This window comes from Cellulosimicrobium funkei (assembly GCF_004519295.1).
Taxonomy (GTDB): Bacteria; Actinomycetota; Actinomycetes; order Actinomycetales; family Cellulomonadaceae; genus Cellulosimicrobium; species Cellulosimicrobium funkei.
Window position 1 is genome coordinate 375,502 of record NZ_SOZH01000004.1, and the last position, 24,314, is coordinate 399,815.

A 24,314-nucleotide genomic window follows, 5' to 3' on the forward strand; every position below is an offset into this window, starting at 1 on the left:
CCGTCGGGACGTGCCCGACGACGCGCGGCGGCTCCGGCGGAGCGGTGTCAGCCCTGCGCGGTGGCGGCGGCGAGCTCGGACTGGTAGGTCGCGAGGTCGGACCCGCCCGACGTGAACTTGCTCGTCGCGTCGGAGATCGCGTTGAGCGTCGCGACCGGGGCGGCGGCGCCGTGCGCGAGCGAGGAGACGATCGTGTCGTTGCCGAACGACTCGATCGCCGTCTGCTGGTACTCCGAGAACTCGGCCGGGTCGGCGTCGGTGCGAGCCGGGATGGATCCCTTGGCCTTGTTGAACGCGACCTGGCCCTCGAGCGAGCCCACGGTCTCGAGCCACGCCTTGGCGCCGTCGGGGTGCGGGGCGCCCACCGGGAGGGTGAACGAGTCGGCGAGGAAGTCGAACACGCCGTCGGTACCCGGGACCGGGAACGCGGTGAAGTCGGTGCCGAGCGTCTTGCCCTGCTCCTCGAACGCCGCGACGGCCCAGTCGCCCATGACGTTGAACGCGGCGTTGCCGTCGATCACCATCTGGGTCGCCTCGGGCCAGTCGAGCCCGTCACGGTCGGTGTTGGTGTAGCTCATGAGCTTCTCGAAGTCCTCGAGGGCGGCCGTGACCTCGGCGCCCTCCCAGTCGGTCGAGCCGTCCCACAGGCCGTTGTAGCCCTCGGCCCCGAGGTCCGCGAGGAGCACGGTCTCCAGGAGGTTGACCTGGGTCCAGGTCGTCGCGACCGACAGCGGCGTGACGCCCGCGGCCTTGAGCTTGTCGAGGTCCGCCATCCAGGCGTCGAGGTCCGCGTAGGTCGCGGCCGGGTCGACGCCGTTGGCCTCGAGGACCGTCGGGTTCGCCCAGACCACGTTCGCGCGGTGGATGTTCGACGGGATCGAGTAGATCGCGCCGTCGTCGGACTTGAGGCGGTCGACGAGGTCGGCCGGGAAGACGTCGGTGAGGCCGAACTCGTCGTAGAGCGAGGAGACGTCCTCGATCTGCGCGGCGTCGATGTAGTCCTGGAGCTCGGCACCGGCGTGCGCCTGGAACGTGTCCGGCGGGTCCTGGGCCTGGAGGCGGGACTGGAGGAGGTCCTTGGCGGCCGAGCCGGCGCCGCCGGCCACCGCGCCGTTGATGAACTCCACGTCGGGGTGCTGCTCCTCGAACACGCCGACCAGCGCGTCGAGACCGGCCTTCTCGGAGCCGGCGGCCCACCAGGTGAAGACCTCGACCTCGTCGCCGCCCCCCGAAGCGCCCCCGTCACCGGTGCCCCCGTCACCGGAACCACCGCCGCTGCACGCGGCGAGTGCGAGACCCACGAGGGCGGCCGTCGCCACCGTCGCGCTCGTCCTGCGATCGATTCGCATCGTGATATCCCTACGCCTTCTTCGGTCGTGGGGGACCGGCGGGACGACCACGTCGCACCGGCCGGGCGCACCGGCGCGCCCTCGAACCCGAGGCCCATACAACGGCGCCCGACCCTTGATGTCAAGAAATGAACGCAAGCGTCGCTGAATCGTGATGTACGCGTCAGGAGATGGATCCAAACCCCGCGGCCGTGCGGCGACCATCATTCTGACAGCGCTGTCCGATCCTTGTCGAGCCGTCCGTCCCCACCTGCACGGCGAGGCGTCCCACCAGGACCGGCGCGTCCCGGCGGTATCCTGACCGACGTGCGCGCTGACCGGGTGACACCGGGCTCGCAGACTTCACTGCGTGAGGCCAACCGAGCCCGGATCGTGAGCGCCGTCCAGCAGCGTGGCTCCCTCACGCAGATCGAGCTGGCCGGCGTCACCGGGCTGTCCCCGGCCACCGTCTCCAACATCGTCAAGGAGCTCACCGGCGCGGGCGTCCTGCACACCTCGCCGTCCACGCGCAGCGGGCGCCGCGCCCTCCAGGTCACCCTCGCGCGCAACCTCGGGCTCGTCGCGGGGGTGCACTTCGGCACCCGCTCGATGCGCGTCGCGCTCGCGGACGCGTCCATGCGCGTGCTCGCCGACCAGCGCATGCCGCTCGCCCCGGACCACCGCGCGGACACCGGCCTGCAGCGCGCCGCGCTGCTCGTCGGGGAGATGGTCGCGTCGGTCGACGCGTCCCCCGAGGAGCTGCTCGCCGTCGGTGTCGGGGTGCCCGCCCCCGTGGACGTGCGCGCCGGGCGCATCGCGACGGTCGGCATGATGCGGGGCTGGGACGGCGTCGTCGTCCCCGAGCTGCTCGAGGCCGAGCTCGGCGCGCCCGTGACGGTCGACAACGACGCCAACCTCGGCGCCCTCGCCGAGACCCGGTTCGGGGCGGCCGTCGGGCACGACGCCGTCGCCTACCTGCGCGTGTCCCACGGCGTGGGCGGCGGGCTCGTCCTGGGCGGGCGCGTCGTGCACGGCCGCGCGGGCGTCGCGGGCGAGATCGGGCACGTGACGATCGACGAGAACGGCCCCGTGTGCCGCTGCGGCAACCGCGGGTGCCTCGAGATGTACGTCGGCGCGGGCGTGCTGCTGTCCATGCTCTCCGAGAGCCGCGGCCACCTCACGCTGCGCGACGTCATCGCGCGCGCCCAGGAGGGCGACCCCGGCTGCCGCCGCGTCCTGTTCGACGCCGGGCAGCACCTCGGCGTCGCGGCCGCGAACCTGTGCAACCTCGTCGACCCGGAGATCGTCGTCGTCGGCGGGCAGCTCGCCGAGGCGGGCGAGGCCCTGCTCGGTCCGCTCCGCACCGCGCTCGAGCAGCGCACGGTCCCCAGCACGGCGGGCCCGGTCGAGGTCGTCGCGTCCGAGCTGGGGTCGGCCGCCGAGGTGCGCGGCGCGCTCGCCGTCGCGCTCGACCTCGCGCGCGTGAGCGGTTCCCTGGGGGTGAGCGCATGACGGGGGCCCTCGTCCGGGCCGGGGGCGCCCGCCGTCGCGCGCGGGGCGCGGTGACGGCGGCTGTCACGGCGGTCGTGCTCGCCCTCCTGGCGCTCGCGGGCTGCGCGCCGTCGGAGGAGCCCGCCGGGCCCTCGGAGGGGACCATCGGGCTCCTGCTACCCGAGGCCAAGACCGCCCGGTACGAGACGACCGACCGCCCGACCTTCGTCGGGGTGGTCGAGCGGCGCTGCCCGTCGTGCGAGGTGCTGTACGCGAACGCCGCCCAGGACGCCGCGAACCAGCAGCAGCAGGCCGAGTCGATGCTCGCGCGCGGCGCGGACGTCCTCGTGCTCGACGCGGTCGACGCCGTCGCCGCGGTGAGCGTCGTCGCCGAGGCCCAGCGCCTCGGCGTGCCCGTCATCGCCTACGATCGCTTCGTCGACGGCGCGAACTACTACGTCTCGTTCGACAACGAGCTCATCGGGTACCTCATGGGGGAGGCGCTCGTCGGCGCGGTCCTCGACCGCGCGGAGCAGGACCCGCCGGCGCAGGGCCGGCGGCCGGGTGTCCTGCTCGTGCAGGGCTCGCCGACCGACCCGAACGCCGCGGAGCTCGCCGCCGGCGCCCACCGTGCGCTCGAGGGAGAGGACATCGACGTGCTCGCCGAGTACGACACGCCCGACTGGAGCCCCGACAAGGCGACCGAGTGGGTCGAGGGGCAGCTCACGCAGTACCCGGGTCGCGTCGACGGCGTCTTCGCGGCGAGCGACGGCATCGCGGGCGGTGCCATCGCCGCGATGAAGGCCGCCGGCCTCGACCCGGTGCCGCCCACCACGGGCCAGGACGGCGAGCTCGCGGCCGTCCAGCGCGTCGTCTCGGGCGACCAGTACATGACCGTCTACAAGGCCACGACGCAGCAGGCGCGCACGGCCGCCGAGCTCGCCGTACGGGTGCTGCGCGGCGAGGACCCCCGCGCGACCGTGGTGATCGACGGCGTCCCGAGCCTCCTGCTCGCGCCGCGCGCGGTCGGCGTCGACGACGTCCGGCGCGTCCTCGTCGACGGCGGCGTCCACACGGTCGACGAGATCTGCACCCCGTCGTACGTCGACGCGTGCGTCGACGCGGGTCTCCTGGAGGCGGCACCGTGAGCGCCCCCGTCCTGACCCTGCGCGGGGTCTCCAAGAGCTTCGGCGGCGTCCGGGCGCTCGTCGACGTCGACGTCGAGGTGCGCGAGCACGAGGTCCTCGCCGTCGTGGGCGACAACGGCGCCGGCAAGTCGACGCTCGCGGGCGTCGTCGCGGGCGCGTTCCGCCCCGACGCGGGCGAGGTGCTGCTCGACGGCGCGCCCGTCGTGCTCGACTCGCCGGCGGCCGCGCGCCAGCACGGGATCGCGGCGGTGTTCCAGCAGCTCGCGCTCGTCGACGACCTCGACGTCGTCGAGAACGTGTTCCTCGGGCAGGAGGTCCTCCACGGGCCGTTCCTCGACGAGATCGCGATGGAGCGCGAGGCGTGGGGCCTGCTCGACCAGCTCGCCGCGACCGTCCCGTCCGTGCGGCAGCCGGTGCGCACGCTCTCGGGCGGCCAGCGGCAGGTCGTGGCGGTCGCACGCGCCCTCCTGGGGTCGCCGCGCGTGCTCGTCCTCGACGAGCCGACGGCGGCGCTCGGCGTCCGGCAGACCGCCGAGGTGCTCAACCTCATCGAGAAGCTGCGCGAGCGCGGGCACGCCGTCGTCCTCATCAGCCACCAGGCGGGCGACCTCCAGGCCGTCGCCGACCGCATCCTCGTGCTGCGGCTCGGCCGCGTGCACGGCGAGTTCCCGGGCGACACGTCCTACGAGGACCTGCTCGCCGCGATGACCGGCGCCGTGCGCCCGGCGCGCCCGGGCGGACCGATCGGGAGCGCGGGCGGGACCGAGCACGAGCGGCGCACGGGCGGCACCGGGGCGGTGCACCGATGAGCGTCCCCGGCCGCACCTCGGGCGCGGCGCTCGACCGGCCCCTGACGGGCGCGCTGTCCGGGTCCGTCGTGCAGCAGCTGCGCGGCGCGCACCTCGGCATGCTGCCGATCGTCGCCGCGCTCGTGCTCATCTGGGTCGTGCTCGGCGCGATCAACCCCGCGTTCCTCTCCGCGGAGAACCTCGTCAACCTCACGCTCCAGAGCGCCCCCACGGGGATCATCGCGCTCGGCGTCGTGCTCGTGCTGCTCGTCGGCCAGATCGACCTGTCGGTCGGTTCGGTGAGCGGGCTCGCCGCGGCGGTGCTCGCCGTCGGGACGGTCGGGCTGGGCTGGCCGGTCGGGATCGCGATCGTCGCGGCGCTGTCCGTCGGGGTGGTCGTCGGGCTCGGGTACGGGCTGCTGTCCACGCGCCTCGGGCTCGCGTCGTTCGTCTTCACGCTCGCGGGCCTGCTGATCCTCGCGGGCGTGCAGCTGCGCGTCCTCGGTCCGAAGGGCTCGATCAACCTGCCGTTCGAGTCGTGGCTCGTGCGCACGGTCCAGCAGGGCTTCCTCGCCCCCGCGGTCGCGTGGGGCCTCGTGGTCGTGGTCGTGGCGGGGTACGCCGCGCTGCGCGTGACCGACCACGTGCGCCGCGTGCGGGCGGAGCTCCCGAGCCCGGGCCTGGCCCGCGTCGCGGTCCGGACGGCGGTCCTCGCGGCGGTGCTCGTCGCGACGGTCGCGTACCTCGGGACGGCGCGCGGGATCGGCTACACCGTGGTGCTCTTCGTGGCGCTCGTGGTCGTGGTCGACGTGCTGCTGCGCCGCACGCGGTGGGGACGCTCCGTGCGCGCCGTCGGGGGCAACCGGCGCTCCGCGCTCCTCGCGGGCGTCGCGGTGCGCCGCACGGTCGTCTCGTGCTTCGTCGCGTGCTCGACGTTCGCGGCGCTCGGCGGCGTCCTCGCCGCGGGGCGGCTCGCGGCGGCGAACCAGGGGACCGGCGCGGCGGACACCTACCTGACGGCGATCGCGGCCGCGGTCATCGGCGGCACGAGCCTGTTCGGCGGGCGCGGGAGCGCGTGGTCGGCGCTGCTCGGCGTGCTCGTGCTCCAGTCCATCGCGAACGGGCTCACGCTGCTCAACCTCGACACGGCCACGCGGTACATCGTGACCGGAGCGGTCCTGCTGCTCGCTATCGTCGTCGACATGCTGATTCGTGGTCGACGGGAGGTCTGAGATGGTGATGCAGGGGGAGAGCGCGGGGACGGTCCCGCCGGGCGAGGTCGGGGTCGTGGTCCCCGACATCCCGACGGGGGCGGCCGTGGCGCGTCCGCACGGCGGACGCGGAGGCCGGCGCCCGACGCTCGCCTCCGTCGCGGAGGTCGCCGGCGTGAGCCTCAAGACGGCGTCGCGCGTCCTCAACGAAGAGCCGAACGTCGCGCCGCAGACGCGCGCCAAGGTCCAGGAGGCCGCGCAGCGGCTCGGCTTCCGGCGCAACGCCGTGGCCGCCGACCTCGCGCGCGGCGGCTCGTCGCGGCTCGTCGGCTTCGTCACCGGCGACCTCGCGAACCCGTTCTACTCCGCGCTGGCCAGCGGCATCGAGCGTGAGCTCCGCCACCACGGCCTCCAGCTGATCACCACGAGCTCGGACGAGGAGCCGGAGCGCGAGCGGTCGCTCACCGAGGCGCTCGTCGAGCGCCGCGTCGGCGCGCTCGTCGTCACCCCGACGTCGACGGACCACTCGGGCCTGCGCCGCGAGCTCGAGGACGGCCTGCCGGTCGTGTTCATCGACCGCCCCGCGCGCGGCGTCGAGGCGGACACGGTCGTCATCGACAACCGCGGGGGAGTGCGCGACGCCGTGACGCACCTCCTCGCGCACGGGCACCGCCGGATCGCGCTCGTGGGCGACGTGTCGCGCCTGTGGACGTTCCAGGAGCGTCGTGACGAGTTCGTCGCGACGCTGCGGGCCGCGGGCGTCGAGGACCCGGGCCGGTACGTGCGGGACGGCGCGCACGACGCCGACCTCGCGCGCGTGTTCGTCGCGGACCTCCTCGCCCTGCCCGAGCCCCCGACGGCGTTCGTCACGGCGAACAACAAGATCACGGTCGGCGCGCTCCACGCCCTGCGCGACCGCGAGTCGTCGGGCGGGGCGGCGGACGTCGCGCTCGTCGGCTTCGACGACTTCGAGCTCGCGGACCTCCTGCACGTGACGGTCGTGGGGTACGACGTCGTCGAGATGGGCCGGCAGGCGGCGGCGCTCGCGGTGTCCCGCGCCGAGAACCCGGAGCTCGCCCCGCGGCTCGTCGTGGTGCCGACGCGGCTCGTCGTCCGCGGCACGGGGGAGGTCCCCGGCCCCGCGGCCTAGGCGTGGCCGCGGTGCCCGTGCGCGTGTCGGTGCGAGCGCGGTCGTGCTGACGGCGTACGACCTCCTCCGCGGTCGAGCGGGTGGCGCGAAAGTCACACTGAGCGTGACTTTTGCGCCAGGGGGTCCTCTTGTCGGCGCCCTGTCGGCAGAGCCCTGACCGCGTTGACAAAGCCCGGAGCCGACGCATAGGTTCAGGTCGCCCCTGACAACGCTTCCCCCTGCGCGTTGTCAGGGGCACCCCTGCAGCCTGACAGCGCTGTCAGACGATCGAAGGAGATCGCGGCATGACCAGACCACTCCCGTCCGGACGCGCGGTCGCGCGGTCCGGCAGCGGCCGCGCCCGGCCTCTCGGCCTCGTGCTCGCCGCCGCACTCGCCGTCCCGCTCGGGGTGCCTCTCGCGGCCCCCGCGGGAGCCCTCGCCGCCGCCCCCGCCGCGGCCGCCGAGCCGGGCGACTTCTCATCGTCGTTCGAGTCCGGCGACCCGGCGGCGCTGCCCACCACGGTGGCCGAGCGCGACGGCGCGCCCTGGCAGGCGAACGTCGGCTCGTTCACGGCCGGCCTGCCCGGGAGCGTCCTCGGGCAGCTGAAGGGCGTCACGGCGAGCGCGCAGAACCTGCCCAACGAGGGCGCGGCGAACCTCGCCGACGGCAGCTCGGGCACCAAGTGGCTCGCGTTCGCGTCGACCGGCTGGGTCCGGTACGAGTTCACCGAGCCCGTCTCGTTCGTCGCGTACACGATGACCTCCGGCGACGACGCCGCCGGTCGCGACCCGAAGACCTGGACGGTCGAGGGGTCGAACGACGGGTCCACGTGGACCGCGCTCGACCGGCGGACGGACGAGGACTTCCCGAACCGCCAGCAGACGCGCACGTTCGAGCTCGAGGCGCCTACCGCGGCGTACACCTACCTGCGCCTCAACGTCACGGCGAACTCGGGCGACTCCATCGTCCAGCTCGCCGGGTGGGACCTCTCGGCCGACCTGAGCGCCGGCCCGTCCGCGGCCCCCATGACGACGAAGGTCGGCACCGGGCCGCGCGTCAGCTTCACCAACAAGGCGGGCGTCGGTTTCTCCGGCCTGCACTCGCTCCGGTACGACGGCTCGCACCTCGCCGACGGCGAGACCTACGCGACGAACGTGCTCTACGACGACGTGGACGTCGTCGTCGGCGAGGACACGCGCCTGAGCTACACGATCTTCCCCGAGCTGCTCGACGACCTGCAGTACCCGTCGACGTACGCGGCGGTGGACGTCCTGTTCACCGACGGGACCTACCTGTCCGACCTCGGCGCGCGCGACGCGCACGAGACGGTCGCGACCGCGCAGGCGCAGGGCGAGGGCAAGATCCTCTACGCGGACCAGTGGAACTCCGTGCGGGTCGACCTCGGCGACGTCGCCGCGGGCAAGACCGTGGACCAGGTGCTGCTCGGGTACGACAACCCCGGCGGCCACGCCGGGACGAAGTTCGCGGGCTGGCTCGACGACGTCGCGATCACGGCGGAGCCGGCCACGATCGACGGGTCGAGCCTCGCCAACTACGTGGACACGCGCCGCGGCACGCTCGCGTCGGGCAGCTTCTCGCGCGGGAACAACATCCCCGCGACGGCGACGCCCAACGGGTTCAACTTCTGGACGCCGTACACGAACGCCTCCTCGCAGAGCTGGCTGTACGAGTACCACAAGGCCAACAACGCCAACAACAAGCCCGTCCTCCAGGGCTTCGGGATCTCGCACGAGCCGAGCCCGTGGATGGGCGACCGCAACCAGCTGACGTTCCTCCCGTCGACGGCGTCGGGGACGCCCGACGCCACGCTCTCGACGCGCGGCCTCGAGTTCGACCACGCCGACGAGACGGCGCGGCCCGACTACTACGGGGTCACGTTCACCAACGGGTCCGCGATCGAGGCGACGCCCACCGACCACGGCGCGGTGCTCCGCTTCAGCTACCCCGGAGCCAAGGGCCACGTGCTCGTGGACAAGGTGGACGGCTCCTCCAGGCTCACGTACGACCAGGCCACGGGCACGATCTCCGGCTGGGTCGAGAACGGCTCGGGCCTGTCCGTGGGCCGCACGCGGATGTTCGTCGCCGGCACCTTCGACCGTAGTCCGACGGCGGTCGGGACGGCGGCGGGCAACCGTGCGGACGCGCGCTTCGCGACGTTCGACACGTCGTCCGACAAGACGGTCGAGCTGCGCGTCGCGACGTCGTTCATCAGCCTCGACCAGGCGCGCAAGAACCTCGACCTGGAGGTGACCGGCAAGACCTTCACGGAGGTCAAGGCCGCCGCCGCGCAGGCGTGGAACGACCGCCTGGGGGTCATCGAGGTCGAGGGCGCGAGCGAGGACCAGCTCGTCACGCTGTACTCGAACCTCTACCGCCTCAACCTGTACCCGAACTCGCAGTTCGAGAACACGGGCACGGCGCAGGAGCCGGTGTACAGGTACGCGAGCCCGGTCTCCGCGACCACGGGCTCCGCGACGGACACGCAGACCAACGCGAAGGTCGTCGACGGCAAGATCTACGTGAACAACGGGTTCTGGGACACGTACCGCACGGCCTGGCCGGCGTACTCGCTCCTCTACCCGGAGCTCGCGGCCGAGCTGGTCGACGGGTTCGTCCAGCAGTACCGCGACGGCGGCTGGATCGCGCGCTGGTCCTCGCCGGGCTACGCCGACCTCATGACGGGCACGAGCTCCGACGTGGCGTTCGCGGACGCGTACCTCAAGGGCTCGCTCCCCACGGGCACGGCGCTCGAGGCGTACGACGCCGCGCTGCGCAACGCGACCGTCGCGCCGCCGAGCAACGCCGTGGGCCGCAAGGGCCTGCAGACCTCGCCGTTCCTCGGGTTCACGCCGGAGTCCACGCACGAGTCCGTGTCGTGGGGCCTGGAGGGCCTGGTCAACGACTTCGGCATCGGCAACATGGCCGCCGCCCTCGCGGAGGACCCGGCGACGCCGGAGGAGCGCCGCGAGACGCTGCGCGAGGAGTCCGCGTACTTCCTCGAGCGGGCCACGCACTACGTCGAGCTGTTCGACCCCGAGGTCGACTTCTTCGTGCCGCGGCACGAGGACGGCACGTGGGCCGTCGACCCCGAGACGTACGACCCGGAGGCCTGGGGCGGCGGGTACACCGAGACGAACGGCTGGAACTTCGCGTTCCACGCCCCGCAGGACGGCCAGGGCCTCGCCAACCTCTACGGCGGCAAGCAGGGCCTCGAGGACAAGCTCGACGAGTTCTTCTCCACGCCTGAGAAGGGCGCTGGCAACGGCGGCATCCACGAGCAGCGCGAGGCGCGCGACGTCCGTATGGGCCAGTGGGGCATGAGCAACCAGGTGTCGCACCACATCCCGTGGCTCTACGACGCCGCGGGCGCGCCGTCGAAGGTGCAGGAGAAGGTCCGCGAGGTCACCCGCCGCCTGTTCGTGGGCAGCGAGATCGGCCAGGGCTACCCGGGCGACGAGGACAACGGCGAGATGTCGTCGTGGTGGATCTTCGCCTCGCTCGGCTTCTACCCGCTCCAGGTCGGCTCGGACCAGTACGCGGTCGGCTCGCCGCTGTTCGACAAGGCGACCGTGCACCTGCCGGACGGCGACCTCGTCGTCAACGCCGAGAACAACTCGGTCGACAACGTCTACGTGCAGTCCCTCGCGGTGGACGGCGAGGCCCGCACCTCGACGTCACTCTCCCAGGCGGACCTCTCGGGCGGCACGACGCTGGACTTCGTCATGGGTCCGGAGCCGTCGGACTGGGGCACGGGCGAGGACGACGCGCCGCCGTCGCTCACCGAGGGCGACGAGCCCCCGGCGCCGGTGCAGGACGCGACGACCGCGGGTCTCGGCACGACGACCGTCGCCGACGGCGACGCCACCACGAGCGCCGCGGCGCTCACGGACAACACGTCCGGGACGCGCACGACGTTCGCCACCACGACGCCGTCGATCACGTGGGCGGGCAACGGCATCCGCCCGACCGTCGGGTCGTACACGCTGACCTCCGGGGCGAGCGGGACGGCGTCGCCGTCCGCGTGGACCCTCGAGGGCTCCGACGACGGCGAGACGTGGACGACGCTCGACGAGCGGTCCGGCGAGCAGTTCCGCTGGGCCCTGCAGACGCGGCCGTTCACGGTCGCGGAGCCGACGGCGTTCGCGCGGTACCGGGTCACGGTCACCGCGACGTCGGGCTCCGGCGCGCTGTCGCTCGCCGAGGTCGAGCTCCTCGCCGACCCGAAGGAGTCCGGGGCCGAGGAGCTCACCCTCTCGGCCGCACCGGACCGTGACGGCGTCACGGGCCGCGAGGTCTCGGGCTCGTTCGCGACCCTCACCGGGGTCGAGGGCGACGTCGCGGCGCTCGACGTGCAGGTCGCGTTCGGCGACGGCTCCGACCCGGTCGCCGGGTCGCTGCGGGCGGGCGCGTTCGGCGGGTACGCGGTGGACGCCGCGCACACGTGGACCGCACCCGGCGTCTACCCCGTGACCGTCACGGTCTCGGGCGAGGGGATCGAGACCGTCTCGGCCTCCTCGTACGTCAGCGTCTCGCTCCTGCGCGAGGGCTCGCTGCTCGCCGCGTACGACAACGTCTGCATCGGCGACGCCGGGACGACGGTCGGCTCGTGCGACGGCCAGGGCGTGTTCTTCGACCGGGCGCAGCTCGCGGCGAAGGGCTTCGTCCAGGGCGAGCGCGCGACGGTGCCGGGCACGGACCTCGCGTTCGACGTCCCGGCGGTCCCCGCCGGGCAGCCGGACAACGCCACGGGCGACGGGCAGACCATCGAGCTCGACGTCCCCGCGGACGCGGAGCAGCTCTCCGTGATCGGCACGGGCACGGAGAAGAACCAGCAGGCCACCGGCACGCTGACCTTCGACGACGGCTCGACCCAGCCGATCGACCTGAGCTTCGGCGACTGGTCGGGCGCGGCCCGCAACCCCGTGTTCGGGAACATCCCCGTCGCGGTGACGGACAGCCGCCTCCGCGGTGGCAGCCCGCAGACCGGCACCCCCGCCGCGTTCTTCGCGACGGCGCCGATCACCCTCCCCGAGGGCAAGCGGCCCGTGAGCCTCACGCTCCCGGACCAGCCGGGCGAGCTCTCGCGCGACGGCCGCATCCACGTGGTCGCGGTCGCGCACGACGGCACGTTCGCCGAGCACCCCGCGCTCGAGGTCACGGCCGCGGAGGGCGTGACGCTCGCCGTCGGGCAGACCTCGGACGTGGCGCTCGCCCAGGTGGCGGGCGGCCGCGAGGGCGCCGACCTCCGGGCGGCGGTCACGTGGGGCGACGGCTCCGACGTCGCGGCCGGCACGGTGGCCGACGGATCGGTCTCCGGCTCGCACGCCTACACGGCGGCCGGGACGTACACGGCGTACGTCGTGGTCGACGACGGCTGGACCAGCCGGGTGGTCGAGGTCCCCGTGACCGTGACCGAGGCGGAGCCGGCCCTCGCCGTCGACGTCACGGTGAGCACCCGCTGCCTCGCCGGCAAGGCGTACGTCGCGGTTCGCGCCGAGAACGGCGAGGACGTGCCGCTCGCGATCCGGCTCGTCACGCCGTTCGGCACCAAGGAGGTCGCGGCCGTCGCGCCGGGCGCCAACGCCTACCAGTCGTTCGCGACGCGGGCCACGGCGGTCGAGGCCGGCACCGTCACCGTCGAGGCGACGCGCGGCACCGGCGACGAGGAGGTGACGGCGTCGATCCAGGCCGACTACGCCGCCGTGACCTGCGGCTGAACCCCTGAGCCCGCCCCGCCCCGCGTCCGACCGGGGTGAGGCAGGCATGCACCACCGGCGGTGCCCCGGGATGATCGTCCCGGGGCACCGCGCCGTACGGGCGCCGCGCCCGGTGCGGCGCCACGCACCCAGCACGAGAAGGACCGAGAGATGACCGAGCACCCGACCGAGCAGCCCACGCCAGCGACCGACCTGCGGCGCTGGCGTCGCGAGCAGCTCGCCGACCTGCTGCGCTTCGGCGAGGCGTCGCTGCGCGCGGACGGCGCCGCGCAGTGGCTCGACGACGACGGGCGCCCCGACCTGTCGCAGCCGGTGCACACGTGGATCACGTCGCGCATGGCGCACGTGTACGCGTTCGCGTCGCTCCTCGGCGTGCCGGGGGCGGGGGAGCGGGCCGACGCCGCGCTGCACGGGCTGCGGGCGGTGCTCGTCGACGCCGAGAACGGCGGCTGGGTCTCGTCGCGCGGCCCCGCGCGGCGCCCGGGCGACGGCCACGACCCGGCGGCGGGCGAGGCCGTCCCGGTGGACGGGACGAAGAGCGCCTACGCGCACGCGTTCGTGGTGCTCGCCGCGGCGTCGGGCACGATCGCGGGCCGCGAGGGTGCGCGCGAGCTGCTCGACGCGGCGCTCGCCGTGCTCGACGAGCGGTTCTGGGAGCCCGGGCCGCGCATGCACGCCGACGAGTGGTCGCGCGACTGGACCGTGCTCGACGAGTACCGCGGCGTCAACGCGAACATGCACTCCGTCGAGGCGCTCCTCGCCGCGCACGACGCGACGGGCGACCCCGAGTGGCTCGCGCGCGCGGCGTCGGTCGCGGACCGCGTCGTGGGGTGGGCGCGCGAGAACGACTGGCGCATCCCCGAGCACTTCGACGCCGGCTGGACCCCCCTGCCGGACTACAACGCGGACCGCCCCCGCGACCCCTTCAAGCCCTACGGGTCGACGCCGGGCCACGGCCTGGAGTGGGCACGCCTGCTGCTCCAGGTCGACGTCGCGGCCGGGACCCCCGGCGCCCGCACCGACGCGGCGGTCGCCCTCTTCGACCGGGCCGTCGCGGACGGCTGGGACGGCGAGCACGGCGGCGGCTTCGTGTACACGGTCGACTGGTCGGGCACGCCGGTCGAGCCCCGGCGCTACCACTGGGTCGCGGCGGAGGCCGTCGCGGCCGCCGACGTGCTGGGCCGCGTCACGGGCGACCCCCGGTTCGCCGAGGCCGCCGCGGGCTGGTGGGCGTGGATCGACGAGCACCTCGTCGACCACGAGCGCGGGTCGTGGCACCACGAGCTCGACACCGCCAACCGGCCCGACGGCGTCACGTGGGTCGGCAAGCCCGACGTCTACCACGCGGCCCAGGCCGTGATCCTGCCCGACCTGCCGCTCACCGGCTCCCTCGCCGCCTCGGCCAAGGCCGCGGGCAGCATCCTGGGCTGACGCCCGGGCCTCGGACCGCCGAGGCCGGGGTCGCGCGCCACGTCACCGTCGCCGTGGCGCGCGACCTCGGGCTCGGCGACGACACCCCCATCAAGAATCGTTTTCTTGATGGGGGTTCCGTGTTCGTCGGGAGCGTCCGATGGCACGCCCGCACGCTCTTCGCCGCGCGTGACGTCGCCACCGAGGGCGATCTGCGCCTGTCCCGGGTGTGGACGGCAGACGATCTGCTGGCGGCGTGGCCGTGACGAAGCGCGTCCGGCCTGAGGCCCACGACGACGAGAGCCCCGCACCGGACCGGTGCGGGGCTCTCGCAGGCTGAGCGGGTGACGGGAATCGAACCCGCGCTATCAGCTTGGGAAGCTGAAGTTCTACCATTGAACTACACCCGCGCGGCGCCGGTGGCGTCCGCCCCGGGCCCTCTGGGAGGATCCTCGGCGAACCAGCGCGCGACCCGATCATAGCGGACGACGCCGGTGATGCCAGAACCGCCCGCACCACGACCAGTCCCGCGCCGACGAGCGGCGCGCCGCCCGAGGAGCCGCCTTGTCCGAGAACCCGTACCAGCAGCAGCCCGACCCGTCGCAGGGGAGCCCCGCCCCCGGCGACCCGGTCTACGGCGGCCCCGCCACGCCGTCGGGCCCGACGCCGGGTTCCGGCCAGCAGCCCGGGGCCGGTGACGCGTACGGCCAGCAGGCGTACGGGACGCCGGGTGCTCCGGGCTACGGACAGCCGACGCCCGACCAGGGCTACGGCTCCGCCCCGCAGCCGGGCTACGCCCAGCAGGGATACGGCCAGCAGCCGGGCTACGCGCAGCCCGGCGCCTACGGTCAGCCCGGCGCGTACGGCCAGCCCGGCTACGACCCGGCGTACGACCCCCAGGCGAAGTCGCGCCTCGCCGCGGGCCTGCTGGGCATCCTCGTCGGCAGCCTCGGCATCCACCGCTTCTACCTCGGGTACACCGGCATCGGCCTGACGATGCTGCTCGTGTCGGTGCTGTCCTTCGGGTTCGCGGCGCCGGTCATCGCGATCTGGGGCCTGGTCGAGGGCATCCTCTACCTGACCTCGAAGACGGGCTACTACTCCGTGGACTCGACGGGCCGCCCGCTGCGCGCCTGACCTCCCGTCCGCGGGCGGGGGCCGCGCCGCCTCGACGACGAGCCGGCGCGGCCCCGCGCCCGACGGCGCTCGGCCCGCGCTGACCCAGGGCGCCGGTCGGGGGTGCCGATCCAGGGCGCCGATCCACGGTGCGGAGCCCGGTCCGGGCACGCTCCGGCGTCGGCTAGCGTGGGCCCGTGCTGCTCTCCGACCGCGACATCCGGGCCGAGCTCGACGCCGGCCGCGTCCAGCTCGAGCCGTACGACCCGGCGATGCTCCAGCCGTCGAGCATCGACGTGCGCCTCGACCGGTTCTTCCGGCTGTTCGACAACCACAAGTACCCCTTCATCGACCCGTCGCAGGACCAGCCCGACCTCACGCGGCTCGTCGAGGTCGACCCGGCCGAGCCGTTCGTGCTCCACCCCGGGGAGTTCGTGCTCGGGTCCACGTTCGAGACGGTCACGCTGCCCGACGACGTGGCGGCGCGCCTCGAGGGCAAGTCGAGCCTGGGCCGTCTGGGCCTCCTCACGCACTCCACGGCGGGGTTCATCGACCCGGGCTTCTCCGGGCACGTGACGCTCGAGCTGAGCAACGTGGCGACGCTGCCGATCACCCTGTGGCCGGGCATGAAGATCGGCCAGCTGTGCTTCTTCCGGCTGTCCTCGCCCGCCGACAACCCGTACGGCTCCAGCGTCTACGGCTCTCGCTACCAGGGCCAGCGCGGCCCGACGGCCTCCCGCTCGTGGCAGAACTTCCACCGCACCGACGTCTGAGCGCGGCCCGCCGCGTCGGACGCCGCTCGACCCCGCAGGACCCGAGGACCGGAGGACCGCACCGCATGAGCCCGCTCCCGCCGCTGCCGCACCCCGCCGGGCCCGGCGCCGCGCAGTCCTACCAGGCGCGGCACGTGCTGGGGCTGCCCGCCGACGTCCACGTGGACGAGGTCGAGACGCTCGCGCTCTCGCGGTTCGCGGGCGCGCGCTGGGACGTCGCGCCGGAGGGCACCGAGCCCCTCGTGCCGCCCGCGCGCACCGCGCGGCCGGGCGAGCCGGGGGTCCTGCGCACGTCGCGCCACACGACGCTCACCGGCCCGTACGCGGGCCCCGGCTCGGGCGTGCCGGGCACCGCGCTCGTGTTCGACGTCGTCTGCCCCCGCGAGCGCGGGGACGTCCCCTACCCGGGCGGCGGGGACCGGGACGGCGTCGGGCGCGCGTTCCCCGGCGGCCTGCCGGTCCGGGAGGAGGAGCGCGTGGTCGCGTTCCTCGTCGCGGCGGCGCGCCGCCTCGGCGGGTCGGTCCGGACCGACGTCGGCAACCCGGCGGGGGCGGGCGTCGTCCTCACGCCGGACCCGGGCGTCGCCGTCGACATGACGCTGTACTCGGACGTGTGGCTCGACCCGCACGCCGCGCTCGCGCTCGTCGGCCGGCTCCACCCCCGCACGCGGCTCGCGACGGAGGGCAAGCCGTACGAGGGGCCGCCGAAGGGCATCGCGGAGCTGCCGCTCTACCCGGGCGAGAAGATGGACCCCGAGCTGCGGCGCGCGCTGCACGCCGCGGCGGACGACGTCGACATCAAGGCGCTGACCGCCGGTGCGGTGCTCGACGGGTACGGCCTCCTCGTCGACCTGGGCATGGACGGGCTCGTCGCGGTCGAGGTCGGCGGCGAGGAGGCGCTGCCCCTCCTGCTGCGCGGGCTGCCGTGGACCGTGGGGGGCGCGGTGAGCTACCGCGTGCGCTGGGAGCCGCAGGACCTCGCGGAGTCCCAGCGGGAGCAGCCGTCGCTCGACCACCAGATCGCGCGCAAGCGCGCCGCGGAGGTGGTCACGCAGGTCACGCGGACGCTGCACCAGGCGGTCGGCGGGGAGATCGCGGACGAGGCGGAGTTCCTCGTGGACCCCGAGGATCTGTGACGGCCGACTGAGGAATCGGTCACGGACGGGGCTACGGGCGCCCCGCACGGCTGAGGAGTCGGTAAAATGGTTCTCGGCCCGGCCTCGTCGGCGCCGTGAACTGTCGTGCCCTGCGGCTTCTCCCCGCCCGGGCGCGGCGATGACAAGTCCAGCAAGAACTTCGCCCACCCGCCCCCGACCCGGACGGAGCGGCCCGTGCTCTACGTGCTCCTTGCCCATCTCGTGATGGCACTGGGCGCGCCTGCACTCGTCTCGTTCCTCGGCCGCCGGGCGTTCCTCGTCATGGCGCTCGCGCCGGCGTCCGCGGCGGCCTACGCGCTCGCCTGGACCGACCGCGTGATGTCGGGGGAGCACCCGACGCAGGTCATCGAGTGGGTGCCCGGGCTGGGGCTCGAGCTCGCCTTCCGCATGGACACGCTGTCGTGGCTCATGCTGCTGCTCGTCGGCGGCGTGGGCGCCCTCGTCCTCGTCTACTGCTCGGCCTACTTCTCGCCCACCGCGCAGGGCCTGCGGCGGTTCGGCGGCGTCCTCACCGCGTTCGCGGGGGCGATGGTCGGGCTCGTCACCGCGGACGACATGCTGCTCCTGTTCGTGTTCTGGGAGCTCACGACGGTCTTCTCGTACCTGCTGATCGGCCACTACGCCGACCGCAAGGCGAGCCGTCGCGCCGCCATGCAGGCGATCATCCTCACCACCGCGGGCGGCCTCGCCATGCTCGTGGGGGTCGTGATCCTCGGTGTCCAGGGCGGGACGTTCCGCATGTCCGAGATCATCGCGGACCCCCCGACGGGCGGCGCCGTGACCGCCGCGATCGTCTGCCTCCTCGTGGGCGCGGCGAGCAAGTCCGCGCTCATCCCGCTGCACTTCTGGCTCCCCGCCGCGATGGCGGCGCCCACGCCGGTGAGCGCGTATCTGCACGCGGCCGCGATGGTCAAGGCCGGTGTCTACCTCGTCGCGCGCTTCGCGCCCGCCTACTCGGACACGACGGTCTGGCGCACGCTCGTCGTCGTGCTCGGCGCGGGCACCCTGCTCGTGGGCGGCTACCGCGCGCTGCGGCAGTACGACCTCAAGCTCGTCCTCGCGTTCGGCACCGTGAGCCAGCTCGGCCTCATCATCCTGCTCGTGGGCCTCGGGACGCGCGGGGCCGCGCTCGCCGGGCTCGCGATGATCGGCGCGCACGCGATGTTCAAGGCCTCGCTGTTCCTCGTCGTCGGCGTGGTCGACGCCGCGGCCGGCACGCGCGACCTGCGCCGCCTCACGGGCGTGGGCAAGGCCCTGCCGTGGACCGCGGTCGCGGGCGGGCTCGCCACCGCGTCGATGATCGGGCTGCCGCCGTTCGCCGGGTACGTCGCGAAGGAGGCGGCGCTCGAGTCGCTCCTGCACGGCGAGGGGCCGGTGTGGGTCGACACGGTCGTGCTGTGGTCGGTCGTCGTCGGCTCGATGTTCACGGTCGCGTACGGCCTGCGCTTCTGGTGGGGCGCGTTCGCGTCCAAGCCGCACCTCGGCCGGTCGCCCGCGCGCGCCAACGCGCACGAGAAGGCGTGGGGCGCCGGCGCCGGTACCGGCACCGCGCGCCGCCCGGTCGTCGAGGCCGAGGAGCCGCCGATCGACCCGGCGCGTATCCACCGCCAGCCGTTCCTGCTCGTGGGCCCGGCCGTCGTGCTCGCGGTCCTCGGCCTCGCGACGGCGCTCGTGCCGCACTTCGGCGAGGACCTCCTCGCCCCGTACGCGGACACGTACCCCGTCGGCGAGCCCGGGCACCTCGTCCTGTGGGCCGGCTTCACGCCCGCGCTCGCCCTGACGGTCCTCGTGCTCGCGGTCGGCGTCGTGCTGTTCTGGCAGCGGTCGCGCGTCGAGCGGTTCCAGGCGTCGCTGTGGACGGGGCCCGAGGCCGACGTCACGTACCGCAAGGTCATGCGCAAGCTCGATGACCTGGCCGCCGACATCACGGCCGTCACGCAGCGTGGTTCGCTCCCGTTCTACCTCGGCGCCATCCTCGTGGTCCTCGTGCTCGGCCCGGGCGTCGTCATGGTCGCGCAGACCGCGTGGCCCGAGCAGCTCCGGGCCTGGGACCGTCCCGCGCAGCTCGTCGCCGTCGCCGCGATCTGCATCGCCTCGGTGCTCGCCGCGCGCTCGCGCCGCCGGCTCAAGGCCGTGATCCTCGTCGGGATCGCGGGGTACGGCAACGCCGTCCTCTTCCTCCTGCACGGCGCGCCCGACCTCGCGCTCACGCAGGTCCTCGTCGAGACGATCACGCTCGTCGTCATGGTGCTCGTGCTGCGGCGCCTGCCCGCGTACTTCTCGAACCGGCCGCTCGCGGCGAGCCGGTGGGTCCGCCTGGGCATCGGCCTCGCGGTGGCCGTGGTCATGATGGGCTTCGCGCTCGTCGCGCCGCTCGCGCGCGTCGCGACGCCCGTCTCGGTGGACTTCCCGGCCGAGGCCTACGAGTTCGGGCACGGCAAGAACATCGTCAACGTGACCCTCGTGGACATCCGCGCGTGGGACACGATGGGCGAGATCTCCGTCCTCCTGGCCGCCGCGACGGGCGTCGCGTCGCTCGTGTTCCTGCGCTCGCGCAGCGGCGAGATCCTGCGCGCGTCGGGGGCCCGGCCCGCGACCACGGCCACCGGCTCCGGCGTCTGGAGCGACACCGACGACCCGGGTGCCGCGCTGCGCCGCCGCGGGGTCACGGAGAAGGACCAGCCGCGCATGCTCGTGTGGCTGAGCGCCGGCCGCACCCTCGCGCCGCAACGGCGCTCGGTGATCTTCGAGGTCGTCACGCGCGTGCTGTTCCACGCCATGATCGTCTTCGCGCTCTTCCTGCTGTTCTCGGGCCACAACGCGCCGGGCGGCGGGTTCGCGGCGGGGCTCGTCGTGGGCATCGCGCTCATCGTGCGCTACCTCGCGGGCGGGCGGTACGAGCTCGGCGAGGCCGCGCCCGTCCACCCGGGTCTGCTCCTCGGGACGGGGCTGTTCCTGTCCGCGGGCGTGGGGCTCGTCGCGTTCCTGCTCACCGGCAACGTGCTCGGCAGCGAGGCCTACGACCTCGCGCTCCCGCTCGTCGGGGAGATCCACCTCGTGACGTCGCTGTTCTTCGACGTCGGCGTGTTCCTCGTCGTCGTGGGTCTCGTCCTCGACATCCTGCGCACGCTCGGCGCCGAGATCGACCGGCACGCGGAACGCGCCGCGGCGGGCCGCGAGCCCGGCGAGGACACGGGGCCGTTCGAGGCCATGGAGCCCGACTCGATCGGAGGTGGCCGCCGGTGAACGTCATCGACATGACGCCCAGCGTCGTCCTCGTCCTCGCGATCGGCGTGCTCTTCGCCGCGGGCGTCTACCTGCTCCTCGAGCGGAGCCTGACGCGCGTCCTGCTCGGGTTCATCCTCATGGGGAACGGCGCCAACCTGCTCTTCCTCGTCGCCGGCGGGCGCGCCGGGGGCGCGCCGCTCATCGGCACGACGCCCGAGGAGGACATGAGCGACCCGCTCGTCCAGGCGATGGTCCTCACGGCCATCGTCATCACGCTCGGCATCACGGCGTTCGTGCTCGCGATGGCCTACCGCTCGTGGCAGCTCCACGGCCACGACGAGGTGCAGGACGACCTCGAGGACCGCCGCGTCGCGCGGCACGCCGCGCGCAACGCGCCCGCGTTCGAGGACGCGGACACGGAGGAGAGCGGCGCCACCCTGGACGACGAGGCCGCCCAGGTCCGCGACGAGACCGACGGCGACGGCGACGGCGTCACGGACGGCGAGGAACCGCCGTCGGGCCCGGCCGGGCAGGACGCCGGGGACGCCACGGACGGCCGCACCGGCGGCTCCGACGCCCGGGACGACGACGCACGACCTGACGACCGACGGACCGACGGGAAGGAGCCGCGATGAGCCTCACCGCGGCGGCCCTCGTCCCGCTCCCCGTCGTCCTGCCGCTCGTCGCGGCCGGCCTCGCGCTCGCGCTCTGGCGCCACCCGCGCGCCCAGCGCATCATCACCGTCGCCGCGCTCGCGCTCGTCCTCGCGGCGTCCGTCGGCCTCCTGGTCGCGGCCGACTCGGGGCCGATCGTCGTCGACGTCGGCGGCTGGGCGGCGCCGGTCGGGATCGACCTCGTCGCAGACCGGCTCTCGTCGCTCATGCTCGTGGTGTCGAGCTTCGTCATGCTGTGCGTCCTGCTGTACTCGCTCGCGCAGGGCGTGGCGGACGGCGACGAGGAGGCGCCGGTCGCCATCTACCACCCGACGTTCATGGTGCTCGCGGCGGGCGTGTTCAACGCGTTCCTCTCGGGCGACCTGTTCAACCTCTACGTCGGGTTCGAGATCTTCCTCGCCGCGAGCTACGTGCTCCTCACGCTCGGCGGCACGGGCGAGCGCATCCGCGCCGGGTCGATCTACGTGGTCGTGGCGCTGCTCTCCTCGATCGTCTTCCTCGTCGCGATCGCGCTCACTTACGCCGCAACCGGCACGGTCAACCTCGCCCAGCTCTCGGAGCGGTACGCGGAGATCGACCCCGGGACGGCGCTCGCGATCCAGCTCCTGCTGCTGCTCGCGTTCGGCATCAAGGCGGCGATCTTCCCGCTGTCCGCATGGCTGCCCGACTCCTACCCGACGGCGCCCGCGCCCGTCACCGCGGTCTTCGCGGGCCTGCTCACCAAGGTGGGCGTCTACGCGATCATCCGCACGCAGACGCTGCTCTTCCCCGAGGACAGCGTCGTCGACGACGTCCTCATGTGGCTCGCGCTGCTGACCATGGTCGTGGGCATCCTCGGCGCCGTCGCGCAGAACGACATCAAGCGACTGCTGTCGTTCACGCTCGTGAGCCACATCGGCTACATGATCTTCGGCATCGCGCTCGCGTCCGAGCCGGGCATGGCGGCCGCGATCTTCTACGTGGTGCACCACATCACGGTGCAGACGACGCTGTTCCTCGTCGTCGGCCTCGTGGAACGCCGCGGTGGGTCGACGTCGCTCGACCGGCTCGGCGGGCTCGCCAAGCTCGCGCCCGGGCTGGCCATCCTGTTCTTCATCCCGGCGATGAACCTCGCGGGCATCCCGCCGCTGTCGGGCTTCCTCGGCAAGGTCGGCCTCCTCGAGGAGGGCGTCGCGCAGGGCACGCCGCTCACGTGGGCGCTCGTCGTGGGGTCCGTCGTGACGTCGCTGCTCACGCTGTACGCGATCGTCAAGGCGTGGAACAAGGCCTTCTGGCAGACGGCGCCCGTCGAGATCCCCGCGGACGCGCGCCTGCCGCGCGGCATGGTGGGCCCGGCGACGGCGCTCGTCGCGTTCGGCCTCGCGCTCACCGTGGTCGCGGGCCCGCTCTACTCGTACACCGAGCGCGCCGCCGCGACGCTGCTCGACGGCCACACGTACGTCGACGCCGTGTTCCCCGGCGACTCCGACCGGGGCCAGGGCGAGTCGAACGAGGTCGCGACGGGCGAGAGCGACGGCACGGAACCTGCCGGCACCGAACCGGCGGGCACGGACGGGGGTGCGGACGGATGAGCCTGCACCGCCGCCGCCGCGCGCTCGCCTCCGGCTGGTTCGCCCGCGTCACCACGCAGTGGCGCACCGTCCTGTGGCTGACGATCGTCTGGGTCATGCTCTGGGGCGACCTGTCCGTGGGCAACGTGCTCGCGGGCGTCCTCATCGGGTTCGCCGTCATCACGTTCTTCCCGCTGCCGTCGATCGCGGCGCGCGGGAAGTTCCGGCCGTGGCCGTTCCTCGTGCTTGTGGCACGCTTCGTCTCCGACCTCGTCGTCGCGTCGTTCCAGGTGAGCCTCCTCGCGCTGAACCCGCGGCACACGCCGCGCGGAGCCGTCGTGGGCGTGCGGCTGCGGAACCCGTCCGACATCTACCTGACCATCACGGCCGAGCTGTCGTCGCTCGTGCCCGGCTCGATCGTCGTCGAGGCGCACCGCCTCACCGGGATGCTCTACCTGCACGTGCTCGACGTCGAGACCGCGGGCGGCGTGGAGAAGGTCCGCGAGGACACGCTCGCGCTCGAGGCGCGCGTGCTGCACGCGTTCGCGTCGAACGACGAGCTGCGGGCCGCCGGCCTGTACGACGTCCCGTCCGCGCGAGAGGTGGCCGAGGCATGAGCGACACCGTCTACCTCGTGATCGTCGTGGTGAGCGCCGTGCTGCTCGCCGCGGGGGCCAGCCTCGCCGTCGCGCGCGCCGAGCGCGGGCCGTCGATGCTCGACCGGACGATCGCGCTCGACGTCTTCACGACGACGCTCGTCGGGGCGATCGCGCTCGAGGCCGCGTTCTCCCGGCGCACGGACACGATCCCGATCCTCGTCGTGCTCTCGCTCGTCGGGTTCGTGGGCTCGGTGACGATCGCGCGGTTCGCGTCGGTCGAGCCCGAGGACGAGGGTCGCATCCGCACGGCCGAGGAGATCGCCGCCGAGGACGCCGCCCGCCGCGAGGCGGAGGAGTCCGACCGGGACTCGGCGGTCGACGCCGAGCACCACGGCGGCGCGCCCGACGGGGAGGTGCGCTGATGGACCCGACCACCGGCCTGTGGGACACGATCGCCGACGTCGTGTCCGCGGTCTTCCTCCTGTGCGGCGCGTTCCTCGCGTTCGCCGCGGGCGTGGGCGTCGTGCGGTTCCCCGACCTGCTGGCGCGCATGCACGCGGCGACCAAGCCCCAGGTGCTCGGGCTGATCCTCGTGCTCGCGGGCCTGAGCCTGCGGCTGCGCTCGTGGGGAGCCGTCGCGACGCTGTTCCTCGTCGTCGTGTTCCAGCTCCTCACGTCGCCCGTCGCGGCGCACATGGTCGGCCGTGCGGGCTACCGCACGGGCAAGGTGCGCACGGACCTGCTCGTCGTCGACGAGCTCACGCGCGACCAGGAGGCGGCCGAGCGCGAGGACACGGGCGAGCACGACGACGCCGACCCGCATGGCGAGCCGGGCGCCACCGGCGGCGTCGAGCTCGCCGACACGGGCGACCCCGGGCCCGACGGCGCGGGACGCCCTGCCGACGCGGAGGGCTCGTCGCGCTGACACCGCCGCGCGCCCGGTCCCGCGCGCGGGTCCCGCACGCGGCTGG

Annotated in this window: 18 protein-coding genes and 1 tRNA gene; 17 read left to right on the top strand and 2 right to left on the bottom strand. The window is 73.9% G+C overall.

The features are described from left to right. Window positions 1–47 precede the first annotated feature (47 nt). Entirely contained in the window at window positions 48–1,349 is a 1,302-nt protein-coding gene (locus E1O70_RS07610; RefSeq protein WP_061267179.1) for an ABC transporter substrate-binding protein, read from the bottom strand. A 372-nt stretch (window positions 1,350–1,721) separates the two neighbouring features. On the opposite strand from E1O70_RS07610, the gene E1O70_RS07615 reads away from it, so the two are divergent. The 8 genes from E1O70_RS07615 (at window position 1,722) to E1O70_RS07650 (ending at window position 14,512) form a co-directional block, all read left to right on the top strand. Further along, entirely contained in the window at window positions 1,722–2,840 is a 1,119-nt protein-coding gene (locus E1O70_RS07615; protein ID WP_081599862.1) for an ROK family transcriptional regulator, read from the top strand. Further along, window positions 2,837–3,967, top strand: coding sequence for a substrate-binding domain-containing protein (locus tag E1O70_RS07620; RefSeq protein ID WP_061267178.1), 1,131 nt, complete (start codon window positions 2,837–2,839; stop codon window positions 3,965–3,967). The genes E1O70_RS07615 and E1O70_RS07620 overlap by 4 nt, the downstream gene beginning before the upstream one ends. Then, entirely contained in the window at window positions 3,964–4,776 is an 813-nt protein-coding gene (locus E1O70_RS07625; protein WP_082774322.1) for an ATP-binding cassette domain-containing protein, read from the top strand. Before E1O70_RS07620 ends, E1O70_RS07625 begins: the two co-directional genes overlap by 4 nt. Then, window positions 4,773–5,987: a sugar ABC transporter permease gene (locus E1O70_RS07630; RefSeq protein WP_061267177.1), complete on the top strand. Its 1,215-nt coding sequence runs from the start codon at window positions 4,773–4,775 to the stop codon at window positions 5,985–5,987. The genes E1O70_RS07625 and E1O70_RS07630 overlap by 4 nt, the downstream gene beginning before the upstream one ends. A gap of 1 nt (window position 5,988) precedes the next feature. Then, window positions 5,989–7,116, top strand: coding sequence for a LacI family DNA-binding transcriptional regulator (locus E1O70_RS07635; protein WP_205688626.1), 1,128 nt, complete (start codon window positions 5,989–5,991; stop codon window positions 7,114–7,116). Window positions 7,117–7,400: 284 nt separating this feature from the next. Further along, a complete protein-coding gene (locus E1O70_RS07640) occupies window positions 7,401–12,836 on the top strand; it encodes a GH92 family glycosyl hydrolase (RefSeq protein WP_082774321.1) in 5,436 nt (1,811 codons plus the stop codon). 150 nt (window positions 12,837–12,986) lie between these two features. Continuing rightward, window positions 12,987–14,267 (top strand): AGE family epimerase/isomerase, encoded by a 1,281-nt coding sequence (locus E1O70_RS07645; protein ID WP_061267176.1) that lies wholly within the window; start codon window positions 12,987–12,989, stop codon window positions 14,265–14,267. Between the two features lie 53 nt (window positions 14,268–14,320). Then, window positions 14,321–14,512 carry a hypothetical protein gene (locus E1O70_RS07650; RefSeq protein WP_061267175.1) on the top strand — a complete coding sequence of 64 codons (192 nt, stop codon included), beginning with the start codon at window positions 14,321–14,323 and terminating at the stop codon, window positions 14,510–14,512. A 73-nt stretch (window positions 14,513–14,585) separates the two neighbouring features. On the opposite strand, the gene E1O70_RS07655 is transcribed toward E1O70_RS07650, so the two are convergent. After that, a tRNA-Gly gene (locus E1O70_RS07655) sits at window positions 14,586–14,656 on the bottom strand. 154 nt (window positions 14,657–14,810) lie between these two features. Here E1O70_RS07655 and E1O70_RS07660 point away from each other — a divergent pair. From E1O70_RS07660 to mnhG, 9 genes are all read left to right on the top strand, one after another. Next, window positions 14,811–15,383: a TM2 domain-containing protein gene (locus E1O70_RS07660; protein WP_061267174.1), complete on the top strand. Its 573-nt coding sequence runs from the start codon at window positions 14,811–14,813 to the stop codon at window positions 15,381–15,383. A gap of 176 nt (window positions 15,384–15,559) precedes the next feature. Next, complete coding sequence (gene dcd, locus E1O70_RS07665) at window positions 15,560–16,135, top strand: dCTP deaminase (protein ID WP_034652708.1); 576 nt, start codon at window positions 15,560–15,562, stop codon at window positions 16,133–16,135. A 65-nt stretch (window positions 16,136–16,200) separates the two neighbouring features. After that, window positions 16,201–17,271: a hypothetical protein gene (locus tag E1O70_RS07670; protein ID WP_043653002.1), complete on the top strand. Its 1,071-nt coding sequence runs from the start codon at window positions 16,201–16,203 to the stop codon at window positions 17,269–17,271. 195 nt (window positions 17,272–17,466) lie between these two features. Further along, window positions 17,467–20,538 carry a Na+/H+ antiporter subunit A gene (locus E1O70_RS07675; protein ID WP_061267173.1) on the top strand — a complete coding sequence of 1,024 codons (3,072 nt, stop codon included), beginning with the start codon at window positions 17,467–17,469 and terminating at the stop codon, window positions 20,536–20,538. Further along, complete coding sequence (locus tag E1O70_RS07680) at window positions 20,535–21,155, top strand: Na(+)/H(+) antiporter subunit C (RefSeq protein ID WP_128082744.1); 621 nt, start codon at window positions 20,535–20,537, stop codon at window positions 21,153–21,155. The genes E1O70_RS07675 and E1O70_RS07680 overlap by 4 nt, the downstream gene beginning before the upstream one ends. Next, complete coding sequence (locus tag E1O70_RS07685; protein WP_061267172.1) at window positions 21,152–22,765, top strand: Na+/H+ antiporter subunit D; 1,614 nt, start codon at window positions 21,152–21,154, stop codon at window positions 22,763–22,765. Before E1O70_RS07680 ends, E1O70_RS07685 begins: the two co-directional genes overlap by 4 nt. Continuing rightward, on the top strand, window positions 22,762–23,361 hold the full coding sequence (locus tag E1O70_RS07690) for a Na+/H+ antiporter subunit E (protein WP_061267171.1): 600 nt from the start codon (window positions 22,762–22,764) through the stop codon (window positions 23,359–23,361). The genes E1O70_RS07685 and E1O70_RS07690 overlap by 4 nt, the downstream gene beginning before the upstream one ends. Beyond that, on the top strand, window positions 23,358–23,765 hold the full coding sequence (locus tag E1O70_RS07695; protein WP_061267170.1) for an MrpF/PhaF family protein: 408 nt from the start codon (window positions 23,358–23,360) through the stop codon (window positions 23,763–23,765). The genes E1O70_RS07690 and E1O70_RS07695 overlap by 4 nt, the downstream gene beginning before the upstream one ends. Continuing rightward, entirely contained in the window at window positions 23,765–24,268 is a 504-nt protein-coding gene (gene mnhG / locus E1O70_RS07700; protein ID WP_082774320.1) for a monovalent cation/H(+) antiporter subunit G, read from the top strand. The genes E1O70_RS07695 and mnhG overlap by 1 nt, the downstream gene beginning before the upstream one ends. Window positions 24,269–24,314 lie beyond the last annotated feature (46 nt).